The 19126-nt window shown below is 67.6% G+C and carries 16 protein-coding genes; 8 read left to right on the forward strand and 8 right to left on the reverse strand.

Annotated elements, in window-relative coordinates; genetic code table 11:
* Nucleotides 1-43: 43 nt before the first annotated feature.
* Nucleotides 44-880 (forward strand): hypothetical protein, encoded by an 837-nt coding sequence (locus H6717_22070; GenBank protein MCB9579733.1) that lies wholly within the window; start codon nt 44-46, stop codon nt 878-880.
* A gap of 380 nt (nt 881-1260) precedes the next feature.
* Here the strand turns inward: H6717_22070 and H6717_22075 are convergent, their stop codons facing one another.
* Together H6717_22075 and H6717_22080 are read right to left on the reverse strand one after the other, a co-directional pair.
* Entirely contained in the window at nt 1261-1869 is a 609-nt protein-coding gene (locus tag H6717_22075) for a hypothetical protein (protein ID MCB9579734.1), read from the reverse strand.
* Between the two features lie 161 nt (nt 1870-2030).
* Nucleotides 2031-2513, reverse strand: coding sequence for a hypothetical protein (locus H6717_22080; protein ID MCB9579735.1), 483 nt, complete (start codon nt 2511-2513; stop codon nt 2031-2033).
* A gap of 113 nt (nt 2514-2626) precedes the next feature.
* On the opposite strand from H6717_22080, the gene H6717_22085 reads away from it, so the two are divergent.
* Complete coding sequence (locus tag H6717_22085; protein ID MCB9579736.1) at nt 2627-2902, forward strand: hypothetical protein; 276 nt, start codon at nt 2627-2629, stop codon at nt 2900-2902.
* On the opposite strand, the gene H6717_22090 is transcribed toward H6717_22085, so the two are convergent.
* A complete protein-coding gene (locus H6717_22090; GenBank protein ID MCB9579737.1) occupies nt 2874-3974 on the reverse strand; it encodes an alpha/beta hydrolase in 1101 nt (366 codons plus the stop codon). The genes H6717_22085 and H6717_22090 overlap by 29 nt on opposite strands.
* 129 nt (nt 3975-4103) lie before the next feature.
* Between H6717_22090 and H6717_22095 the strand changes: the two genes are divergently transcribed.
* The 3 genes from H6717_22095 (at nt 4104) to H6717_22105 (ending at nt 11138) form a co-directional block, all read left to right on the forward strand.
* Nucleotides 4104-4970 (forward strand): hypothetical protein, encoded by an 867-nt coding sequence (locus H6717_22095; protein MCB9579738.1) that lies wholly within the window; start codon nt 4104-4106, stop codon nt 4968-4970.
* Nucleotides 4971-4973: 3 nt separating this feature from the next.
* Nucleotides 4974-9377: a sigma 54-interacting transcriptional regulator gene (locus H6717_22100; protein ID MCB9579739.1), complete on the forward strand. Its 4404-nt coding sequence runs from the start codon at nt 4974-4976 to the stop codon at nt 9375-9377.
* A gap of 798 nt (nt 9378-10175) precedes the next feature.
* Nucleotides 10176-11138 carry a hypothetical protein gene (locus H6717_22105; protein MCB9579740.1) on the forward strand — a complete coding sequence of 321 codons (963 nt, stop codon included), beginning with the start codon at nt 10176-10178 and terminating at the stop codon, nt 11136-11138.
* Nucleotides 11139-11250: 112 nt separating this feature from the next.
* Here H6717_22105 and H6717_22110 read toward each other — a convergent pair whose 3' ends face one another.
* Together H6717_22110 and H6717_22115 are read right to left on the reverse strand one after the other, a co-directional pair.
* On the reverse strand, nt 11251-11829 hold the full coding sequence (locus H6717_22110) for a hypothetical protein (protein ID MCB9579741.1): 579 nt from the start codon (nt 11827-11829) through the stop codon (nt 11251-11253).
* Nucleotides 11816-12010, reverse strand: a complete 195-nt coding sequence (locus H6717_22115; GenBank protein ID MCB9579742.1) for a hypothetical protein — start codon at nt 12008-12010, stop codon at nt 11816-11818. The genes H6717_22110 and H6717_22115 overlap by 14 nt, the downstream gene beginning before the upstream one ends.
* 133 nt (nt 12011-12143) lie before the next feature.
* Here H6717_22115 and H6717_22120 point away from each other — a divergent pair, with 133 nt between their 5' ends.
* Nucleotides 12144-12737: a peroxiredoxin gene (locus H6717_22120; protein MCB9579743.1), complete on the forward strand. Its 594-nt coding sequence runs from the start codon at nt 12144-12146 to the stop codon at nt 12735-12737.
* On the opposite strand, the gene H6717_22125 is transcribed toward H6717_22120, so the two are convergent.
* Nucleotides 12738-13859 (reverse strand): hypothetical protein, encoded by a 1122-nt coding sequence (locus H6717_22125; GenBank protein MCB9579744.1) that lies wholly within the window; start codon nt 13857-13859, stop codon nt 12738-12740.
* A gap of 243 nt (nt 13860-14102) precedes the next feature.
* On the reverse strand, nt 14103-14546 hold the full coding sequence (locus H6717_22130; protein ID MCB9579745.1) for a hypothetical protein: 444 nt from the start codon (nt 14544-14546) through the stop codon (nt 14103-14105).
* Nucleotides 14547-14710: 164 nt separating this feature from the next.
* Between H6717_22130 and H6717_22135 the strand changes: the two genes are divergently transcribed.
* Both H6717_22135 and H6717_22140 read left to right on the forward strand, forming a co-directional pair.
* Nucleotides 14711-16291, forward strand: coding sequence for a hypothetical protein (locus H6717_22135; GenBank protein MCB9579746.1), 1581 nt, complete (start codon nt 14711-14713; stop codon nt 16289-16291).
* A gap of 185 nt (nt 16292-16476) precedes the next feature.
* Complete coding sequence (locus H6717_22140; protein ID MCB9579747.1) at nt 16477-17148, forward strand: Uma2 family endonuclease; 672 nt, start codon at nt 16477-16479, stop codon at nt 17146-17148.
* 33 nt (nt 17149-17181) lie between these two features.
* Here H6717_22140 and H6717_22145 read toward each other — a convergent pair whose 3' ends face one another.
* On the reverse strand, nt 17182-19122 hold the full coding sequence (locus H6717_22145) for a sigma 54-interacting transcriptional regulator (GenBank protein ID MCB9579748.1): 1941 nt from the start codon (nt 19120-19122) through the stop codon (nt 17182-17184).
* Between the last annotated feature and the right edge of the window lie 4 nt (nt 19123-19126).

Genomic DNA, 19126 nt, shown 5'->3' on the forward strand with positions numbered 1-19126 from the left:
GGCGGCTGCCGAAATGACGCTGCAGGTGCTACGCTCCCGCGCGATGCGAACGCCGAGGTTGGGTGGGCTATGGGCCGTCGCGTCGTGCGCGCTCTTGGTGTGCTCGACGACGACGGCTTTTGCCGCGGATCGTCAAGGCGACCCTCCCGGCATTCGCCCCACCGGCCCGCCGCCGCGCACCCTCACCGAACCCATGCTCGGCCCCTATGTGCGTCCGCCCTACGCGCCCCTCGAGGACGAAGAGCTCCGGGATGAGAGTGAGCAGAAGGATCATCCGGGTCCGCGTCACCACGGCGGCTTCTACCTGCGCTTTGGCGGCGGCATCGGTATGGGCAGCGACGGCATCCAGAGCAGTGATTCCTTCGACAGCCTGCGCACCGGGGAGAAGACCTCCTTCGACGCTCGCGCATCGGGGTTCGCCGCCGCCACGGAGATCGCCTTCGGAGGGACGCCGTTCCGTGGCGTGGTGCTCGGCGCCGGCGTGTACACGGCCACGCTACCCGCGGCGAGCGCGGATGCCAGCGACATCGCCGCGGGCAGCTACGAGTACGAAGTCAGCCAGCTCGCGCTGTTCTCCCCGCTGATCGACGTCTATCCGTGGCCCACCCGCGGTCTGCATTTCCAAGGCGGCTTCGGTTTCGGAACGCTGGTCATGGGCCAGGGGTTTCCCAAGACCGGCCCCGACGCCCGCGCCCACACCGCCGTCGGCCCAGGCTTCATGCTGGGCGTCGGCCACGAGTGGTTCGTCGCCGACGAATGGAGCCTCGGTCTGCTCGCGCGCGTGCTCTACGCCTGGACGGACGGCGACGATCCCGAAGGCGTCACCTGGCAGCACCACACGGTCGCCCCCGCGCTGCTGCTCACGGTCACGTATCACTGAGGGTCGGAGATTAGCCTCGGCGATTCGCCTTTGGCGAATCGCCTCGGGGATTTTTCTACACCGCTCCATCCTGTCAGGCCTCGCGACTCCTCCCATCTGACAACAAGCACGCGCCCGGCCTCGCCGGGTTCTCACTGGGGTTTCAGTTCAGAAACGTGATCTGATCGTGCCAAAGACTGTCCATGAGGTTCCAGCGAACGGGTCCCTACCCGTTCGCGTTCTGACCGTTCGCGTTCTGACCGTTCGCGTTCTGACCGTTCGCGTTCTGACCGTTCGCGTTCTGAGCCGAGAGGCCTCGAGTGCACTGCTTAGGGGCGTTCGCTGTCTGCTGGGCGGCGTTGCTTGCCCTGCTGGGCGCGTCCAAGTTGGCGTGTGCGCTCTTAGAACGCGCCGTAGAAATCCAGGCTGGCGCGGTGCGACGAGAAGCTCGGCAGCACGTGCACGGCGGTGCTTGGTGTGCGTACCAGCTGCTGGCCGCCGCTCGCGATGCCGCCGATCAAGATCAGCGCGCCGGCGGCTTGGAACGCACCGTCCGCGATCAAGAGTCCCTTGTAGCCCTTCTCTTCGACCTGGCCGAGGGTGAGCCAAGGGCCGAGCACCGGCGCGTACATCCACGAGAGTCGCGCTGGGTAGCTGAGCGCCGAGACGTAGGCGGCGCCGTAGCCCACGCCGAAGAACAGGATCCCCGCGCGGCGCGCCGTAGCGCCGGAGTCGCTGCTGGCCGTTCGCACGTCGTACCCCGGCGGCGGCTGCCCTTCGTGCAGGTCGAAGTCGCGCTCCGCACACACGCCTTCCGCACACAGCCCGCTCACGCAGTCCCGCGCGGCGCTGCACTTCTTGCCGATCGCGCAGCTGCCGCAATCCCCGCCGCAATCCACGTCGGATTCCGGGCCGTTCTTCATGCCGTCGTTGCAGGTCGAGTCCGCGCGTGCCCGCGCCGTCGCGCCGAACAGAGCGATCGCACCGAGCGCCGCCACCCACCACTTCATGGCCGGCATGCTACGCCGGAACTCAGCGCGACTAGAAGCGCGATGCGTCCGCGAGCTTCCCCTCCTTCTAGGGTTCCGAAGCGGCTCGCGGCGGATCGACATGAAGACGAACATCGAGCGAAGCTTCCGTCTGCCTTTGTTGGTGCGGCGCGATGCCCGGCTCAGTGCGGAACCAGTGAGCGTTGCTGCTCGTCGGAATCTGGCTCCGGGAGCGGCGTGGGCGGCGGCTGCGTCGGGGCACCGCTCGCCGCCAAGGCGGTGCCCGTCGGCTGCGGCGTGGTGGACGGCTGAGCTTGCAGTCGATGCCCGAGCTCGAACCATCCGCGATCGAGGAGCGCGCGGCGATCGGACCGCAGGGCGCCCGGGAACGCGCGCTCTACTTCGTAGGAGTAGGCCAGCCAGCGGTGTGCGTTCTTCAGATCACCGAGCACCAACAGCGTCATGCCGCGATAGAGCCCATACTCCGCGCGCTGTTTGGGGGACGACTCCGTGAGGCGACCTTCGGTGCGTTCGAAGACCTCCGCGGCTTCGATGTAGCGACCGTCGGCGTACAGCGCGCTGCCCCGCTTCACGTAACCGCTGCAGCCCACGAGCCCCAAGATCAGAGCCGCGCCTGCACACCAGAGGAGCAGCCGACAGCGCATGGTTCCGAGAATAGCGAGGATCCCGAGGGGGCGCCAGTGAAGCCCTGGACAGGTAGGACATTGGAGGAAAGTGTCGCTTTTCGGCACCCGGCACCCATGGAAGGATGCTCGCGATGAGCATCAAGGACGAGGTCAAGAAGAAGGGCCTTCAGCTGATGGGCGATCCGCGGGTCGCCAAGCTGATGCAAAACGAGCAGTTCATGAAGGCGATGATGACGGTCGTCCAGGTGCCGGGGAAGGTGAACACCTTCACCACTGAACAGACCGAGCGCTTTGCCAAGTCGATGCGCCTCGCCACGGCGGACGAGCTAAAGACCCTCAAGCGCCAGGTGAAGAGCCTGGAAGCGGAGGTCGCTCGCCTCAAGAAGCGGTTGGACGAGCGGAAGTGACCCGCGGCTCGCTGTGGCGCTGGAGCCACTGCTCGAGCACGGGCCAGGTGGTGAGCGGTGCGTCGCGCCCCACCAGCAAATCGACGTGACCGAAGGGTAGCTCCCGATACTTCTTGTCGCTCGACCTGGAGAGCGTGAAGGCCGGCTTCACGCTGGCCGGTGGCGCCAGGTCGTCGTAGCGGCCGGCGATCACCAGCAGCGGTAGCTCGCGCTCTTGGAAGCGGCGCGCATAACCGAACAGGCCCGCGTCGCTGTCGACCTCCCGGCGCGCGTCCCGTGCCCAAGCGAACATCGCGCGCATGGTACCGATGCTGCCGTTGTCCATGGCCAGCGCCATGTGCTCTCGAAGGACCTGGGGCTCGATGGCGCCGCGATGGAAGCCGCGTAGGGGTAGGGGATAGAGCGGGCTCTCCACGATGCGACGGGCGCGCCGCACGAACTTCCCGTACGCGCGCGCGGGCACCGGGAAGTTCGGTAGCGAAAGCCGGGCATCCAGCGCCAGGAACAGGGATCCCACGCCCGCCAGGAAGGGTGAGCCGCGGGTGAAGTGGTACGGCGCGCCGAGGGTGGCGACTCCGGCAATGCGCGACTCCTCCGCCACTGCCATGCAGTAGGAAACGACTCCGCCCAGGGAGTGCCCGACGAGGAACACCGGGCGCTTTCCGCTCAGGCGCTCGATCTCGTCGAGGGCGGCGGGCACGTCCTCCCGCACGAAGTCGACGACGGCGCCCGGTCGGCGTGCGCCGAGATGCGCGCTCCTCCCACGGCCCCGGAGATCCACGTTGAACACGTCGAATCCGGCCCGCGCGAGGTAGTTCACCAGGCTGCGGCTCGGCAGGTGGAAGGCGTAGCGGTTCTGACCGTAGCCGTGGATCAGCAGCACCGGGGCGCGGGTGGGGGCGGCCAGCTCGGCGGGATCCGTGCGGCTGGAGAGCCGCCCAAACGGCCGCGCCGCGCGCTTGCGCACCATGGCGATGGGCATCGCCCCGCGGGCCAGCACCAGCTCCTTCACGAAGGTGCCGCGCTCATGGAGGTCGACGTTTTGCTCGACGACTTGGCTGTGCAGGATCATCGCGAGGCGGGGCCAAGATTTTCCCAGTCGCCAAAGCGCTTTGCAAGCGCGGCCTGTGCCATGGCACAATGCTGCCCACGGGTGGCACGGCACGGCACACCCGTTGGCCCACGCAGGAGGGAACTTCCCATGCTTCTACGCCGCTCTGCACCATTTCTCGGCGCTGCCGCCCTGGTCCTGTCGTCTGCCACCGCGGTGGCTCAAGAAGAGCCACCGGCGGAGGAGCCGACGGCTGCGGAGGAAGCCCCCGCCGAAGAGCCGGCCGCCAAGGAAGAACCCGCCACCAAAGATGCGGAAACGGCCGAGGCGGTGGCGGAGGCCGAGGCGGGCAGCTCCCCGGTGGAGGAGCCGGGCAAGACCTACCGATTCGTGGGTCTGCGCTACCGCGGGATCATCGTGCCCAAGTTCATGATGAACCTGTTCGGGGACGGCGGGCGCACCGTGTACGTCCACGGCTTCGGTCCGGAGTTCACGATCCGCAAGGACGCCTTCGAGTACGTCTTCAGCCTTTGGTACGCGGCCTACAGCATGAAGGACACGCCGTTCAAGGCGAGCTCCGACGGCGAGGACGCGTGGGAGATCGTGCGGAGCGAGATCAAGGTCCTGTACCTCACCTCGGACTTCCTCTGGAGTCACGAGTTCAGCCCGGAGTTTTCTCTCAACTACGGCATGGGCGCCGGCTTCGGGTTCGTGTTCGGCAACCTGTACCGCAACCAGGCGTATCCGCCGAATAACACCACGGACCCGTACCAGTACGTCAAGTGCCCGGGCCCCACTCAGGGCAACCAAAGTTACTGCGGCACCGACAACGATCACTACGGCAACTACACGGAGCCGAGCTGGGCGAACGGCGGCTCCAAGCCGATCATCTTCCCCTGGCTCGCGCTGCAAACCGGCCTCCGCTACAAGCCGCACAAGAACTTCACCGCGCGGCTCGATGCGGGCTTTGGTCTGAGCGGCTTCTTCTTCGGGCTGGCCGGCAACTACGGGCTGTGAGTCTTGAGTGAGCTGATCCTTCCGGATCGCTACGAGCCGGTGGCGCGGCTCGGCCAGGGTGGCGGAGGTGAGGTGTGGGCGGTCAGGCACCGCCACTCCGGCGCGCGCCTCGCGCTCAAGGTGTTGGCGCACGGCGCCAGCGAGCGCGAGATGGCGGCGCTGGTGCGCGAGGCGGTCGCGCTCTCGGGGCTCGAGGGCCTCGGCGTTCCCCGCGTGGTGCACTTCGGCCGCATGCCCGACGGTCGCCCCTACATGGTGCGCGAGCTGGTGGAGGGCCGCAGCCTCCACGAGCTGATCGAGCAGGGCGTGGAGGTGGAGCGCACGCTGGACGCTCTGGCTCGCGCCGCGGCGCAGCTCACGGTGCTGCACCGGGCGGGGCTCCTGCACGGTGACGTGAAGCCCGCCAACGTCATCGTCGAGCCGGGGGGCAGCGCCACGCTGGTGGATCTGGGCCTGGCGGCCACCTGGCAAGAGAAGGGCGCCGAGCCGGAAGGACTCACGCCGCGCTACGCCGCACCGGAGCTGTTCGCCGGGCGCCCGCTCACCGTGCGCGCGGAGGTCTACGCCCTGGGCGTCGCGCTGGAAGACGCGATCTCGCAAGCGCGCAGCCTGCCGGCGGAGGGCAAGCTGCGCGCGGTGGCGAACAAGGCCACCGCGAAGCAGCCGAACGAGCGCTATCCTTCGGCGGACGAGTTCGCCAGCGCGCTGCGCCACGCGGCAGGGCTGCCCTCCGCGGACTCGACGGCAGAGGCGGCGTTGCTGTGGCCCATCGTGGGTATGGATGCGCCGTCGGCGGAGCTGCTCGAGCAAGCGGAAGACCTCGGCCCCGGCGGAGTGTTGCGCATCGAAGGCCCGCCCGGCTCCGGGCGCAGCGGCCTGTTGCGGCGCCTCGCGTGGTCCCTCGGGATTTCCGGCATGCCGGTGGCGTGGATCGACGCGGGCTCGCTCGATGCGGAGCTCGCGGCCCACGACTCCATGCTGGGTGTCGCGTTGCTGGTGGATGACGCCGACGCGCTGGACGAAGCGAGCACGGCCCGCCTGGTGGCCGCGCGGGAAGCGGGGGCGCGGCTGGTGGTCGTCGGCGGCGCGCGTCTCGGGGAGGGCGCCCAGGTGTTCGAGGTGCCGCCCCTGGAAGAGCGTCTCGCCACCGAGCTCGTCAAGCGCGCGGTGCCGTCGCTCACGGAGAGCTTGGTGCGCCGCGTGGTGCAGGCCAGCCATGGGCGGCCGGGAGAGCTCCGCCGCGTGGTGCGCGCCATCGCTTCCGACGCCGTCGCATCGGAAGAAGACATCGAGCGGGTGTTGAGCACGGATTCGAGCGCGGGCACGCGGCCCCCCGAAGATCCGCTGGAGCGCGCGCAGTACTTCTTGAATCACGGTCGCTACAACGACGCTCGCGCCGCCCTGGATTTGGTGCGGGATGCCGACGCCCTCACCATTGGCGTGGCGCGGGCGCGGCTGATGCTCGGCCTCGGCGAAGCCGCGGCGGCGCTGCAGCTCTTGGGCAGCGTCACCCCCAAGGACGCCCATGCGCCGCTGGCCAAGGCGTGGCGCCTGTATCTGGGCCGCGCGCACTTTGGCGTGGCGGAGTACGAAAAGGCCATCGAGACGCTGGCCCCGCTCGCTGACGAAAGCAGCGGGCTCGGCGCCGAGGCGGCGGCGTTTCGTGGTTCCGCGCTGTCGTTCTTGGGGCGTCACGACGAAGCCCGCAGCGAAATGGAGCGCGCCGTGGAGCTGGCGCGCGATGCGGCAGCGCCGCGCGCCGAGGCCGTGGCCCTGGCGTGCCTCGGCGTCGCCATGCAGCGCAGCGATCGCACCGACGCCGCCCGACAGGCCTACGAGCAGGGCGTGAGCGCCGCAGAGCGCGCCAGCGACGCGGGAATGCTCGCCACGCTGCAGCTGAACCTCGCGGGGCTCTTGAAGATGAGCGGTGACATCGCCGGCGCCATCGAGCGCTTCGAGGCGGCCGTGGACATGGGCAAGCGCTCCGGCCGCCGCTCCACGACGCGTCAAGCGCTGCTCAATCTGGCGAACACCGATCTCTACCTCGGCCGCCTGGCGCGGGCGCGCTCCAACATCGAAGCGCTGGAGCAGCAGCGCGAGCAGCTGCCTCCGGTCGTGGTGGCGCAGCTCCTGGGGCTTCGGGCGGATCTGGAGACGCGGGCCGGCCAGGCCGAAGACGCCGCGCGCTCCTTCGAGGCCTGCGCCCGCGCTTACGAAGAGCTCGGGCGGCACCACGACGCGGCGGAAGCGCGCCTGGAAGGGATCCTGTCGTCGGCCCGCGCGACGAGCCCGAACGTCTCCGCGCTGCGCACCATGCTCGCGCGAACCCGGCAGACGCTGGGAGAAAACCCGGTACACCGCCCGCTCTTGTGCTTGGCGGCGGGGCGTGTGGCGTCCCTCTCCGGGGACGCGGACACGGCTCAGAGGGAGATCGATGCGGCTCTCGCAGCGGCGCGCGAGACGAGCCAAAAAGAGTGGCTGTGGCGGGCCCTGGCAGCGCGGGCCGATCTGGCGGAGCTCGCCGGACAGTCGATGCGCGCGCGGCGCGATCGCGAAGAAGCGTTGGCCGTCATGGAGGAGATCGGCGCGCACCTGCCGCGAGATCTGCGCGAGGTGTACTGGAACGATCCGCGACGCCGAGAGCTCAGGAGCTCCGTTCAGCAAGAGATCTCCTTCGCGCCCACCACTCACGCCCCGGAGCGTTCTCTCGCGTCCAACAGTCGCCAGTCCGTCAGCGGGCTGACCGTCACTCCGCTGGAGCAGCGCCTCGCGCGCCTCTTGGAGGTGAACAGCGAGCTGGCCGGCGAGCTCGATCTCCGCCGCCTCACCGCGCGCGTCACGGACTACGCCGTGGAGCTGTCCCGCGCCGAGCGGGGCTACGTGTTGCTGCTGGAAGACGACGGCAGCCTCACGGTGCACACCTCGCGAGCCCGCGGCGTGGCCGAGCCCGATGCAGAATTCTCGCGTTCGGTGGCCCAGAGCGTGGTCGCCCGTGGCGAGCCCATCGTCAGCGTCAGCGCGCGGGACGACGCTCGCATGGCCGGCTACGCGTCGGTGCATCAGCTCATGCTGCAGTCCGTGGCCTGCGTGCCCATCGCATCGCCCGGTGGCGAGCCCATCGGCGCGCTGTACGTGGAGACGCGGCACCGCTCCGGCAGCCATTTCGAGGCGGAGCTGCCCATGCTGCGGGCCTTCGCGGACCAGGTCGCCATCGCCATCGAGACGGCGCGCTTGATCAACGAGAATCGCGAGCGCGCGGACGAGCTGGCGGCCGCCAACGCAGACCTGGAAGAGGCGCAGGAGCGCCTCCGCGAGCTCCTCGGCGAGCGCACCAAGAAGCTGAACGTCGCGCGTCGAAAGCTGCGCGACGCGCGCGACACGCTCTATGGGCACTTCGGTTATCAGGGCTTGGTCGGCACCAGCGAGAGCATGCGACGGGTGTACGCGCTCATCGAACGAGTGCGTGACACCGACGTGCCCATCCTGATCACGGGCGAGAGCGGCACCGGCAAGGAGGTCGTGGCGCGCGCCATCCATGCGGCTTCCGAGCGCAGCAAGGGGAAGTTCCTCGGCGTGAACTGCGGCGCGATCCCGGAGCACTTGCTCGAGAGCGAGCTCTTTGGCCACGTCCGCGGGGCCTTCACCGGCGCGGACCGCGAGCGCAAGGGCCTGTTCCGCGAAGGCGAGGGCGGCAGCGTGCTGCTCGACGAGATCGGCGAGATGCCGCACAAGATGCAAGCCGGCATGCTCCGCGTGCTGCAGGAGAAGAAGGTGCGGCCGGTGGGCGGCACCAGCGAAGAGCCCGTGGACGTGCGCCTGATCTTCGCCACCAACCGCGATCTATCCGCGATGGTCAAAGCGGGCAGCTTCCGCGAGGACCTCTTCTATCGCATCCACGTGGTGGAGGTGGCGTTGCCGCCCCTGCGCGAGCGGGTAGAGGACATCCCGCAGCTGGTAGACTACTTCCTGGGCATCTTCTCCGCGCGCTACAAGCGGGAGAAGGGCACCGTTTCCCGCGGGGCGATGCGCCGCCTCGCCGCTTTCGACTGGCCCGGCAACGTGCGGCAGCTCGAGCACGTGCTTCTGAACGCATGGGTGCTGGCGGAGGATCCCGAGCTCGAGGTGGAGGACTTCGACCTGCCGGACGCCATGCAAGAGCGCATTCGCGAGCGGCGCCTCTCGGAAGAGCCCGCCGCGCGCATGGAGTCCACCACCTCTTCAATCCATCGCCCGCGCAGCACGCATCGCCCGCCCAAGAGCACGCTCAGCCAGCACCGCCGCGACGAGCGCGAGAAGATCCTCAAGGCGCTGCAGTCGTGCAACTGGAACCGCGTGAAGGCCGCCGAGCTCGTGGGCATCCCGCGCCGCACGTTCTATCGCCGACTTCGGGAATACGGCATTCAATAGTCTGGATGTTGGTCCGCCGCGAGCCCCGTCGGGTAGCGAAGCGCGTTCGAGGGAGCCTGGCGGAGTTAGACCCACTGTTCACCTGGGTTGACCACCACCGATGCCACTCCGGCGAGAGCGACGGACGGGCGCGCCGCCGTTGCGCCGTGTTGGTCGAGGGCGGGCCAAGCGGTCCGAAGATCTGAAGCTATGACGATGCGAGACGAGCGAAGCGGACGACAGAATTCGACACCGCGAATGCGATTTCAGTTGACGAGCTTGCGGCCGCTCCGCGCGCTCATTTCGCCGCTCTCGTTCGCACAACGCCCGCGCAGCGCACGTGCGCCCACTGGGCGAGCGTTCGAAACGAAATCGATCTTGGAAGTGCCCGCGCGCTCGAAAGCGCCTCGATGGGGCGCTGAAGAAGGCGAAATTTCCCATGGTATGCCGGGGGAAACCACGGGGGTTTGTCATGTCATCGTCCAAAGCCATTTCCGTAGAACTGTCTGCCACCGAGCGCACTTCGCTCTCCGCACTTCAAGACCTCTCCAATCGCGACCTCTGGTCCAGCGCGGTCGTGGCCAACGCCGGGCGGCGCAAAGCGACCGCGCACTTGGTCGCGCACCTCGCTGAAATCGAACGGCGCGGTGTTGGATCAGGCAGCCGGTTGGAATGGTCGCGGCACGGGGTTGGGCCCCCGTGCGGGGTGTGGGGCGCAGCCCCACCGAGAATGCCGGCGGGGCCGGCGCCGACTGGCATCGAATGAGCACAGGCGCGGGGCGCTGTCGGTCTGGACACTTAATTCAACCCTACTCCTCCATGTACGACTTCTGCGTGCGCGGCCTCGGGATGAGTGAGGGGACGGCGTATCGGAGCATCGCCGGGGCGCGGGCAGCGCTCTCGTTTCCGGTGGTGCTCTCGCTGCTCGCCAGCGGAGATCTGCACCTTTCTGGGCTTTCGCTCTTGGCTCCGCGGCTCACGCAGGACAATCACACTGCGCTCCTGGAAGAAGCTGCCGGCAAGACGAGCGCGGGGATTCGCGTCGTGCTCGCGCGCTGGTTCCCCAAGCCGGACGTCCCGGATCGGGTCAAACCCAGTGCCGGGAAAGGGTCGCGGGCCGGCGTCGAGCCGCTCTCGGAAGGGCGCTTCGAGGTGCATTTCAGCGCCAGCGAGAGCCTGAAAGCGAAGCTCGAGCACGCCCAGAATCTGATGAGCCACGTGAGCCGGGAGCTGGAGGTCGTGGTCGAACGGGCGCTGGATGCGCTGATTCGCGAGCTTTCGAACAAGCGCTGGGGCAAGACGGACAAGCCACGCCGCTCCCGCGGAACGAAGCCGGGCGAGCCCGGCCGTGCGGCCCGACGCGAGGTGTACGAGCGGGACGGCGCCCAGTGCTGCTTCGTGTCGGAGTCCGGCGTGCGCTGCACGGCAAGGGCGTTTCTCCAGTATGACCACATCGAAGCCACCGGCATCGGTGGTGGCGACGATGCCGCCAATGGTCGGGTGTTCTGCGCCAGCCACAACTTGAACGCGGCCAAGAAGACCTTCGGCAAGGAGTACGTCGAAGAGAAGAAGCGCCTTCGTCAGCGAAGGCGTTCAGACACCGAGGACGCTGCGAACGCCGAGGCGCGGGAGAAGCAAGACAAGCTCCTGTTGGCCCTCACGAGCCAAGGCTTCAAAAAGGCCGAAGCCAAGCAGGCGACGGAAAAGCTCGCCCGAGAAGCTCGCACCCTCTCGCTAGAAGAGCTACTTCGGCGTGCACTGGCGCTGCTCGTTCCGCGATAAGCGGGATGCGCGCGCGGGCTGATTCCGCGCCGAACCCACAAGCTGCCCGGTAGGAAGAATCGTCGCTGGGCCGCCGCTTGAGAGAGAGGACCGACTCAGGTGAGCACTGGAGTTAGACGAACGCCCGCGCCCGGATCCACTCGCGCGTGAGACCGAGGCGCTCCGTCCAATCGTCGACGACATCGCGCCGCACCAAGTCGGTGGACACTCGAAGAATGGAGGCGATATCGCGAAGGTGCTTCTCCGAATCGCCCTCGCGGAAGTATTCGAGCTTGCGAATGATGACGTACTCAGGCGGTGCGATCCACGTCTGTGCTCCGTCGATCTGAATGGGTCTGCGCTCCGCCATGGCCCAGCGATGGAGCGGATCGCGATTGGCGACGTAGATATCCGCCTTGAAACCACTTTCGTGGTGGATCAAGTTGAAATGGCCGCGCTGCGGCCGCAGGCTCTCTTCCAGCAGGACTTCCTCTGGCGGGCAATAGAACTCCTCGAGTGGAAAGGCCGCGGCTAGCGCCCGTACGCCGCTGGGCGGTAGCGCAACCACGATGTCGACGTCATGCGTAAGGCGCGGCTCGCCGTACAGCATCCCCGCGACGCTGCCCGTAACCATGTACTGCAATCCGAGCGCTTCGAATCTCTTCGCGTACAGCAGAAAGAGATCGGTGGGATGCGCGTCAGTCGTGGACATACATGAAGACCCGACGGACTTCGCGCTGGATCTCCTCGTCCGTCCAGTCAGGGTGCAGCTGACGAAGGTAGGCAGTCTTGAGGCGGCGCGCCGAAGCATCCAGCGCTCGCGCGGCGCGCCAACGCTCGGTGTAGGTCATCTGGCGGAGTCTTTGGAGCTGAACGTCGTCGCCCGCTGACATCGTCGCCACTCTAGCGCGAACACCGGAACCAGCGTAGTCGGGAGTGGACCTTCGGGACGCATCACGCGACCCGCGCGACCGACCGCGTCCGTAGGAGCTTGCGATTTCGCTCCACCTGCCCCAAGACGCGGGGATGAAGCGCACCGCCCTGCTCGCCCTCGCGGCCGCCACCCTCGTGGTCGGCTGTGACAAGAAGGAGTCCCCCGCTGCCACGCCGTCGGCTCCGGCCCCGTCCGCCGCCAGCACCGCAGCGCCCACCGCGGCCGCAAAGCAAGAGGGGCTACTCGACGTGGGAGCCGAGGCGCCCAAGATCGAAGCCGTCGCCCACAACGGGCAGAAGGTCGATCTCGCGTCCTTCAAGGGCAAGCCCGTCGTCGTCTACTTCTATCCGAAGGACGACACGCCCGGCTGCACCGTGGAGGCCAAGGGCATTCGCGACGAGTGGCCGGAGCTTCGCAAGGCCGGCGCCGTGGTGCTCGGCGTATCCAGCGACGACAACGTCTCCCACCGCGCCTTCGCCAGCAAGTACGACCTGCCGTTCCTGCTCGTGCCGGACGCGGAGCATCACATCGCGAACGCCTTCGGCGTTCCGGTGAGCAATGGCTACGCCAAGCGCGTCACGTTCCTGATCGACAAAGGCGGCAAGATCGCCAAGGTGTTCCCCGACGTCACGCCCCAAGGCCATGCCAAGGAGCTCGTCGCCGCCATCACCGACCTCCAAGGTTGATCACTTCCGCCGCAAGATGTCCACGCTGCTCGAGATCGGAAAGTCCGGTGGCGTTTCGTACTGGGCGCCGCCAATGGCGTAGAACGCCCCCTTCATCACCGCGCCCGCCGGGTCCCATCGCGAAGTGGGCAAGTCTGGAAGAGCGAGCCAAGCTTTGTCGCCCAGCGCCTCGGCCGACGTGAACTGCGCCCCGCCGCCGTATTGCATCCACCCGCCTGCCACGATCGCACATCCGCTGGGGTTGCCGGCCGCCGCGGAAACCCGTGGAACCGAGAGCGGAGCGCCGGCATGCCAAGACAGATCTTCCGACGAGAAATACTCGACGAGGTCCATTCCGTACGAGGTCTCCACCTCGGACGTGCTGCCTCCGGCCAAGAGCAAGCGCCCATCCTCCACGATGCCGCTGCAGCCTTCGCGGGGCGTGGGCATTCCGGGGGCAATCGTCGTCCACACTCCGGTGGCCGGATCGTAGGCTTCGATCGCTCCAGTGATCTCCAGGGTGGGAGTCACGCTCGTGCGACCCCCCGCCACGATCAAGCGGCCGTTCCAGAACACCGCGGCGGCATTTGCCCGGGCCGTCGGCATGTTCGGGAGCTGCTCCCAGCTGTCGTTGCCGACATCGTAACGGAGCGTCGCGGCCACGACTTCTTGGAGGCCGGACGCGTAGCCGCCCGCCACGTACACGAATCCGTTGGTCGCGGCGGCAGCGAAGTACGCGTTGGGAGCGGGCATCGCGGAGACCTCTTTCCAGGCCTTCGCGCCGTCATCGAGGCGCTCGACGCTCGCCGTGGGACCGTTGGCGGTCACACCTCCCATCACCAACAGGGAAGCATCGAGCCCCACCGCCCTCGCCCCTCGCCGCGCCACGTTCAGCGCGGGTCCCGGCGTCCACTCCCAGCTTCCCTGACAATTGTCCACGCCGTCGTCGAGCTCGTCGGATGCCGCAGGTCCGAGGGAATTGTCGGCCGAACCGTCGTCCGCTTCATGGTCGCTCGCGGAAGCGTCGTGCGTATCGTGGTCGAGCCCGGCGTCGCTCGGGCCCGGACGGTCTCGTGCAGCGCTGCTTCCACAGCCGAGAACGAACACAGGAATGACGGCTAGGCCCAGCGCCTTTTGCAACATCTTTGCCTCCCAGCGGTCGTGTGGACACGCGACCGCCGCTCGCCCTGTGCAACTCCAGTGCCACCGACGACTACGTCCCTTCGCAACGTCTTGCCCACCGTTTGAGCCACAGTGTGCCGCCGCGCTACCGCGCACCATGGCGCGCGCTTCAGCTTCGACGCATGCAAACGGAGCGAGCTGTCTCGGGTCGGCTTCTTGTTGGTCCGGCGCGAGCCCCGTCGTGGCCGCGCCGGACCGACATGATCAGAATCCGGCTTCCGAAAGGGTCGTGGCCCCGCTGCACCCGCAATCATCGGACTGGTAGCTGCCGGAAAGCACGCCCTGGGCGTCGAGCTTCAAGCTGTAACTTCCCGTGCACCACATACGGTCCGGCGGTAGCGCGTCGCTCTCCACCATCTCCACTTCGTCGAGGACCACGCCGCTCTCGCGCTGCACGCCCTCTACTCGATAGGTGGCGCGGTAGCGCTCGCCCTCGAAGGCGTCCGACTCGTAGAATACCGTGGCGGCGAGCTCATCGCCGCGTGCGCGGTCGAGCTCGAAGAACAGCTGACCTCCCAAGCAACGCGCGTCCGGCTCGATGCGGCCGCTGCTGCTCGCTGGGAGTTTTGCTTGGCCCACGTCCTGGGCGCCGGGGTCGTAGCAGCCGGACAGGGACACGAGACACGCGACCAGGAGCAGACTTCGCATTGGGGGCCTCCGAGCACTGAGGGGGTAACGTCCAGACCCCTCCCGGGCTTCAAAGTTTGGGAATTTTCGGCGTTTTTAAGGGCATGTCGAAAACTTGCATTTTTCAGCTGGTACGCAGGTGTAGGTTCATGTAGGACTTGGGCATACCCGCTCGGGAGGAAGCCATGTCGATCCGTCGTCTCGCACTCGCCGCCACCATTCCCGCTTTGGCCCTCGCCTGCTCATCGAGCTCCAGCGGTCCTTCTCAACCGGGAAGCACCGAGAAGAATCCGTTCCTCGAGAACCAAGCGCCCTCCGGCAAGGCCGACACGGCGTACACCAATCCCGACGGCATCGAGGTCGAGGTCGACATCGAGGCGGACGCGGAATCGACCAGCTACCGCCTGTTGGAGTCACCGCTGTACGTGGCGCAGTTCGCCACCACCTACCTGCGACAGCGTGGCGAGTTCTATCTCGAGAGCCTGGCGGAGGATTCCACCTCGAAGCAGCGGGTGGAGTGGCAGGTGGACGGCAACTGGATCACCGCCGGCGAGGCCGCCAGCGTCGACAAGACCAAGCTCAAGCACTTCCGCATTCGTGGCGTGAACGCCGTGCTGCTCAACAGCGCCAAGAACGGCGTGGACGAGGGCAGCGTGTTCGAGGCAGAGGTGCCCATCAATCCGTTCACCGTGATGAGCGAGGCGAACGACACCTGCGCGGATCACGACGGGCACATCGGGCTCAGCCAGTCCGTGTACTGGTACCTGTGGAACCCGGACAAGTCGACCTGCACCATGAAGACGCAACAGCTCAAGCTGACCGTCTCCAAGATGTTCGCCAACGCGCAGCAGACGTATCCGGAGTTCGACCAGCTGGTGGCGGACGGCAAGGTCACCGCGGTGGTGCTCTTCGGCCAAATCGGCGACGGCCCCATCGACGAGTGGGAGACCGGCGTCCGCAACATGAAGAAGATGTCCGATTGGCTCCTGGAAGCGGACTTCCAAGAGGTCACGCCGGCGCCGGTGGGGCGTCGCTTCACCAAACACATCGGCACCACGGATTTCGAGCTGGATCTGTACGGCCCCACGGACTTCAGTGGCCTGTCGGACTACGCCCACTTCCCGAACTTCCAGAAGGCCATCAGCGAGCACGAGATCATCGTGTACGACGGCCACAGCATGCTGGGCGCCAGCGACTTCTGGTCCAAGCCGACGTACCCGGATTTCTACCAGATCTACATTTACGGCGGCTGCCTCGGCTACGAGTACTACATCAAGCCCATCTTGGACGGTAAGGGCGGCGGCTGGGACAAGCTCGACCTCGTCTCCAGCGTGGTGGAGGTCAGCGCCGACGCCAACATGATCGCGGGCCCGGTGTTCGCCAAGATCGCGTGGGCTCTGGACCACGGCTACAACGCCTCGTGGCGCGACCTGCTGCTCGGCATCCGCAATCGCGTGGGCGACTCCACCTTCGGCGCCAGCGGCGTGCGCGAGAACTGCTTCTCGCCGGAAGGCTCGCTGTGCACGGGCACCGGCGGCGGTGGCGGCACGGGTGGCGCGGGCGGCAGCGGCGGCGCGAGCGGCAGCGGCGGCGCAGCCGGCAGCGGCGGCGCGGCCGGCAGCGGCGGTGCCACCAGCGGCGCGTCCTGCGTGGGATACTGCGGCTCCTCGAGCTCCGTGCCCGGAAGCGACCCGGCGTGTTACTGCGACCCCGCGTGCGTGAACTACGGCGACTGCTGCGACGACTACGCCAGCGCGTGTCAGTGATGCAGCGTAGCGGCGCGTAGCAATCCAGTGGTGGAGCTGCCGATGGGGCGGCTCCACCATGCTACCCTGGAGTCGTCGTGTCGCCCCCAAGTCCGCCTCGCCCAGATCCCGGCACGCTCTACGTGCACGAGGGACGCACGTATCTGCGCGCCCCGGTGCCGCTCCACTTTCCGGAGCACGAGACGGTGCCTGAGACCAAGCTTCACCTGGAGCTGCGTACGCTGCTCTATCAGGTGCTGAAGCTCGCATTCGGGAACGTCCACGCCATTGGTTGCGATCAGTTCGTGTACTGGGACGCCAGCGATCCGCGCCGCTGCCTGGCGCCGGACGGGTTCGTGCGCAAGAACGCCGACAACGAGCTGTTTCCCGTCTGGAAGACATGGGAGCGCGGCGCGCCCCACGTCGCCATCGAGATCGTCAGCGCCACGGATCGCGATCTCGGCGAGCAACTCGCGCGTTACCGACAGATGGGCGTCGTCGAGCTGATTCGCTTCGACTGCGACGACCTCGCTCGGCCCCTTCGCGTCTGGGATCGCGTGGACGAGGATCTGGTCGAGCGCTCCCTACTCGTCGTCACCGAGGCGGAGTGTACGGTGCTCCCGGTGATCTGGACCGTCGTCCCGGACCCGGCGCTCGGCCCGAGTCTCCGTCCCGCCGACCGCAGCACCCGCGTGCTCTTGCCTTCTCCCAGCGAGCTCGCGATTAGCGCGCGCGACCAGGCCGAAGCGGAGCGGGGGCGAGCGGAAGCGGAGCGGGAGCGAGCGGAAGCGGAGCGGGAGCGAGCGGAAGCGGAGCGGGAGCGGGCCGACGACGCGGAGCGCCGCCTCCGTGAGCTCGAAGTGAAGCTTTCGTCCTGACCGCGGTGTGGCCGCGGCGGACCAACAAGATCTTCAGTTGATCTTGAGCTGACGGAGCTTCTTGTGCAGACCCTCGCGGGTGATACCCAGGGTCTTGGCGGCGGCGGTCTTGTTGTTGTCGTGCTCCCGCAGCGCCTCGAGCACGAAGTACTTCTCCACCTGCTCCACCATCTCCTTGAGCGTGCCTTTCTCGGTGCCGGCGCGCTCGATGATGGTCTCCAGCCGGCGCACGCGCGGGGACAGCAGCTCCGGCGTGACGAAGCCGCCAGGATCCGCCTGGATCACCAGACGCTGCGCCTCGTTCTCCAGCTCCCGGACGTTGCCCGGCCAGTCGTAGGACATCAGAAGCTCCATCGCACCCTGCGAGAAGCCGGCAACAGGCTTGCCCATCTCCTTCGTGTAGCGCTCGAGGAAGAAGCCGGCGAGGAGCGGAATGTCCTCGCGGCGCTCGCGAAGGGCCGGCACTCGGAGTGGAAACACCTTCAAGCGATAGTAGAGATCCTCGCGGAAGCGTCCGCTCTCCACCTCTTTCTCGAGGCTCTTGTTGCAGGCGGCGACGATACGCACGTCCACGTGCTTGGTGTGGGTAGCGCCCACGGGACGAATCTCGCCCTCCTGCAGCACGCGGAGCAGCTTGGCCTGGAGCGAGAGCGGCATCTCCGTCACCTCGTCCAAGAACAGCGTGCCCTGGTCAGCCACGTCGAACAGACCACGCTTCTCGTCCGTGGCACCGGTGAAGGCGCCCCGCTTGTGGCCGAACAGCTCGCTTTCCAGCAAGTTCTCTGGGAGTGCGGCGCAGTTCTGGGCCACGAACAGCTTGTTCTTGCGGCGTGAGCGGTAGTGCACCGCGGAGGCCACCAGCTCCTTGCCGGTTCCCGTCTCGCCCTCGATCAGCACGGTGACGCGGGTGTCCACGACCTTGTCGAGCTGGTTCGACAGCTCGCGCATCACCTTGCTCTCGCCGATGATCTCCACGGTGCCCGAGCGCGCCCGCTCGCGACCCTTGAGGAAGGAGTTCTCCTTCTCGAGCTGTTCCTCGGCGGCAACCAGGCGTCGGATGAGCCGGGCGTTGGCGACGGCCAGGGAGGCCGTGGCGGCCAGCACCGCCAGCGCGTCCAAATCCGCCGAGTCGAACATGGCCGGCGTGTCGCGGTTGTCGATCTGGAGCACGCCAAGGATCTCGTCGCCCTTCCACAGCGGCACGCCGATGGTGCTGCGGATGCTGGCGCCCAATAGAGACTCCGAAGAGAACGACTCTCGCGGCGCATCTGCGGCCAGCACCGCCGCGCGCTCCCGCACCACTTTGCGGAACACGCTGCGGGTGATGGGCACGGCGCCGTCCGGCGCGCGGCCCTCGCCGCCTTCCGCCCGCACCCGGGTCAGCACCGGCACGAAGCCCGCCTCGGCGCTGTCGTCGGAGTCGTCGCGCAGCACCAACGTGGAGTGCGTCGCCGTGGGCACCAAGGTGAGGGCAGCGTCCGCGACCGCCACCAGCACTCCGTCCAGGTCCTCAGCGGCGCCGATGTCCTTCTGCACGCGGTACAGGACCTTCAAGACGTCCGTGTTGCGCTCGCCCGAGGTCGTCGTGCCCGAGAGCTCTGCGATGGGTCGCACGGACACCACGTGGGCGGGCTCCGGCTCGTCGCCAATCACGACCCGGAGCTGAGTGCTCTCTTCCCCCTCGCCGCCGAGCTCCACCACGTCCCCGGCTTGAAGCTCCGCCTTGCGAGCGCCGTCCGTCAGCGGCGTGCGCTCTCCCGCACGCACCAGAGCGGTGCCGTTGGTGCTGTTCAGGTCTTCTACCGTCACGCGCTCGTCGCCAATCACGATGCGCGCGTGCTCCCCGCTCACGTGAGACTCCGACAAGCGGAGATCGTTGCTCGCGGCGCGCCCGATGCGCACCACGTCACCGTCCGGATCGAGCGTCTTACCCGCTTCGGAGCCGCTCAAGACCTCGATTCGGACGGTGGGCATACGT

Source organism: Polyangiaceae bacterium, assembly GCA_020633235.1.
Taxonomy (GTDB): domain Bacteria; phylum Myxococcota_A; class Polyangia; order Polyangiales; family Polyangiaceae; genus JACKEA01.

Excerpts from the sequence above, each read along its gene's own strand:
- H6717_22070 (MCB9579733.1), top strand. The coding sequence starts at position 44 with ATGCGAACGCCGAGGTTGGGTGGGCTATGGGCCGTCGCGTCGTGCGCG.
- H6717_22075 (MCB9579734.1), bottom strand. The coding sequence starts at position 1,869 with ATGAAGTGGTGGGTGGCGGCGCTCGGTGCGATCGCTCTGTTCGGCGCG.
- H6717_22080 (MCB9579735.1), bottom strand. The coding sequence starts at position 2,513 with ATGCGCTGTCGGCTGCTCCTCTGGTGTGCAGGCGCGGCTCTGATCTTG.
- H6717_22085 (MCB9579736.1), top strand. The coding sequence starts at position 2,627 with ATGAGCATCAAGGACGAGGTCAAGAAGAAGGGCCTTCAGCTGATGGGC.
- H6717_22090 (MCB9579737.1), bottom strand. The coding sequence starts at position 3,974 with ATGATCCTGCACAGCCAAGTCGTCGAGCAAAACGTCGACCTCCATGAG.
- H6717_22095 (MCB9579738.1), top strand. The coding sequence starts at position 4,104 with ATGCTTCTACGCCGCTCTGCACCATTTCTCGGCGCTGCCGCCCTGGTC.
- H6717_22105 (MCB9579740.1), top strand. The coding sequence starts at position 10,176 with ATGTACGACTTCTGCGTGCGCGGCCTCGGGATGAGTGAGGGGACGGCG.
- H6717_22110 (MCB9579741.1), bottom strand. The coding sequence starts at position 11,829 with ATGTCCACGACTGACGCGCATCCCACCGATCTCTTTCTGCTGTACGCG.
- H6717_22115 (MCB9579742.1), bottom strand. The coding sequence starts at position 12,010 with ATGTCAGCGGGCGACGACGTTCAGCTCCAAAGACTCCGCCAGATGACC.
- H6717_22120 (MCB9579743.1), top strand. The coding sequence starts at position 12,144 with ATGAAGCGCACCGCCCTGCTCGCCCTCGCGGCCGCCACCCTCGTGGTC.
- H6717_22125 (MCB9579744.1), bottom strand. The coding sequence starts at position 13,859 with ATGTTGCAAAAGGCGCTGGGCCTAGCCGTCATTCCTGTGTTCGTTCTC.
- H6717_22130 (MCB9579745.1), bottom strand. The coding sequence starts at position 14,546 with ATGCGAAGTCTGCTCCTGGTCGCGTGTCTCGTGTCCCTGTCCGGCTGC.
- H6717_22135 (MCB9579746.1), top strand. The coding sequence starts at position 14,711 with ATGTCGATCCGTCGTCTCGCACTCGCCGCCACCATTCCCGCTTTGGCC.
- H6717_22145 (MCB9579748.1), bottom strand. The coding sequence starts at position 19,122 with ATGCCCACCGTCCGAATCGAGGTCTTGAGCGGCTCCGAAGCGGGTAAG.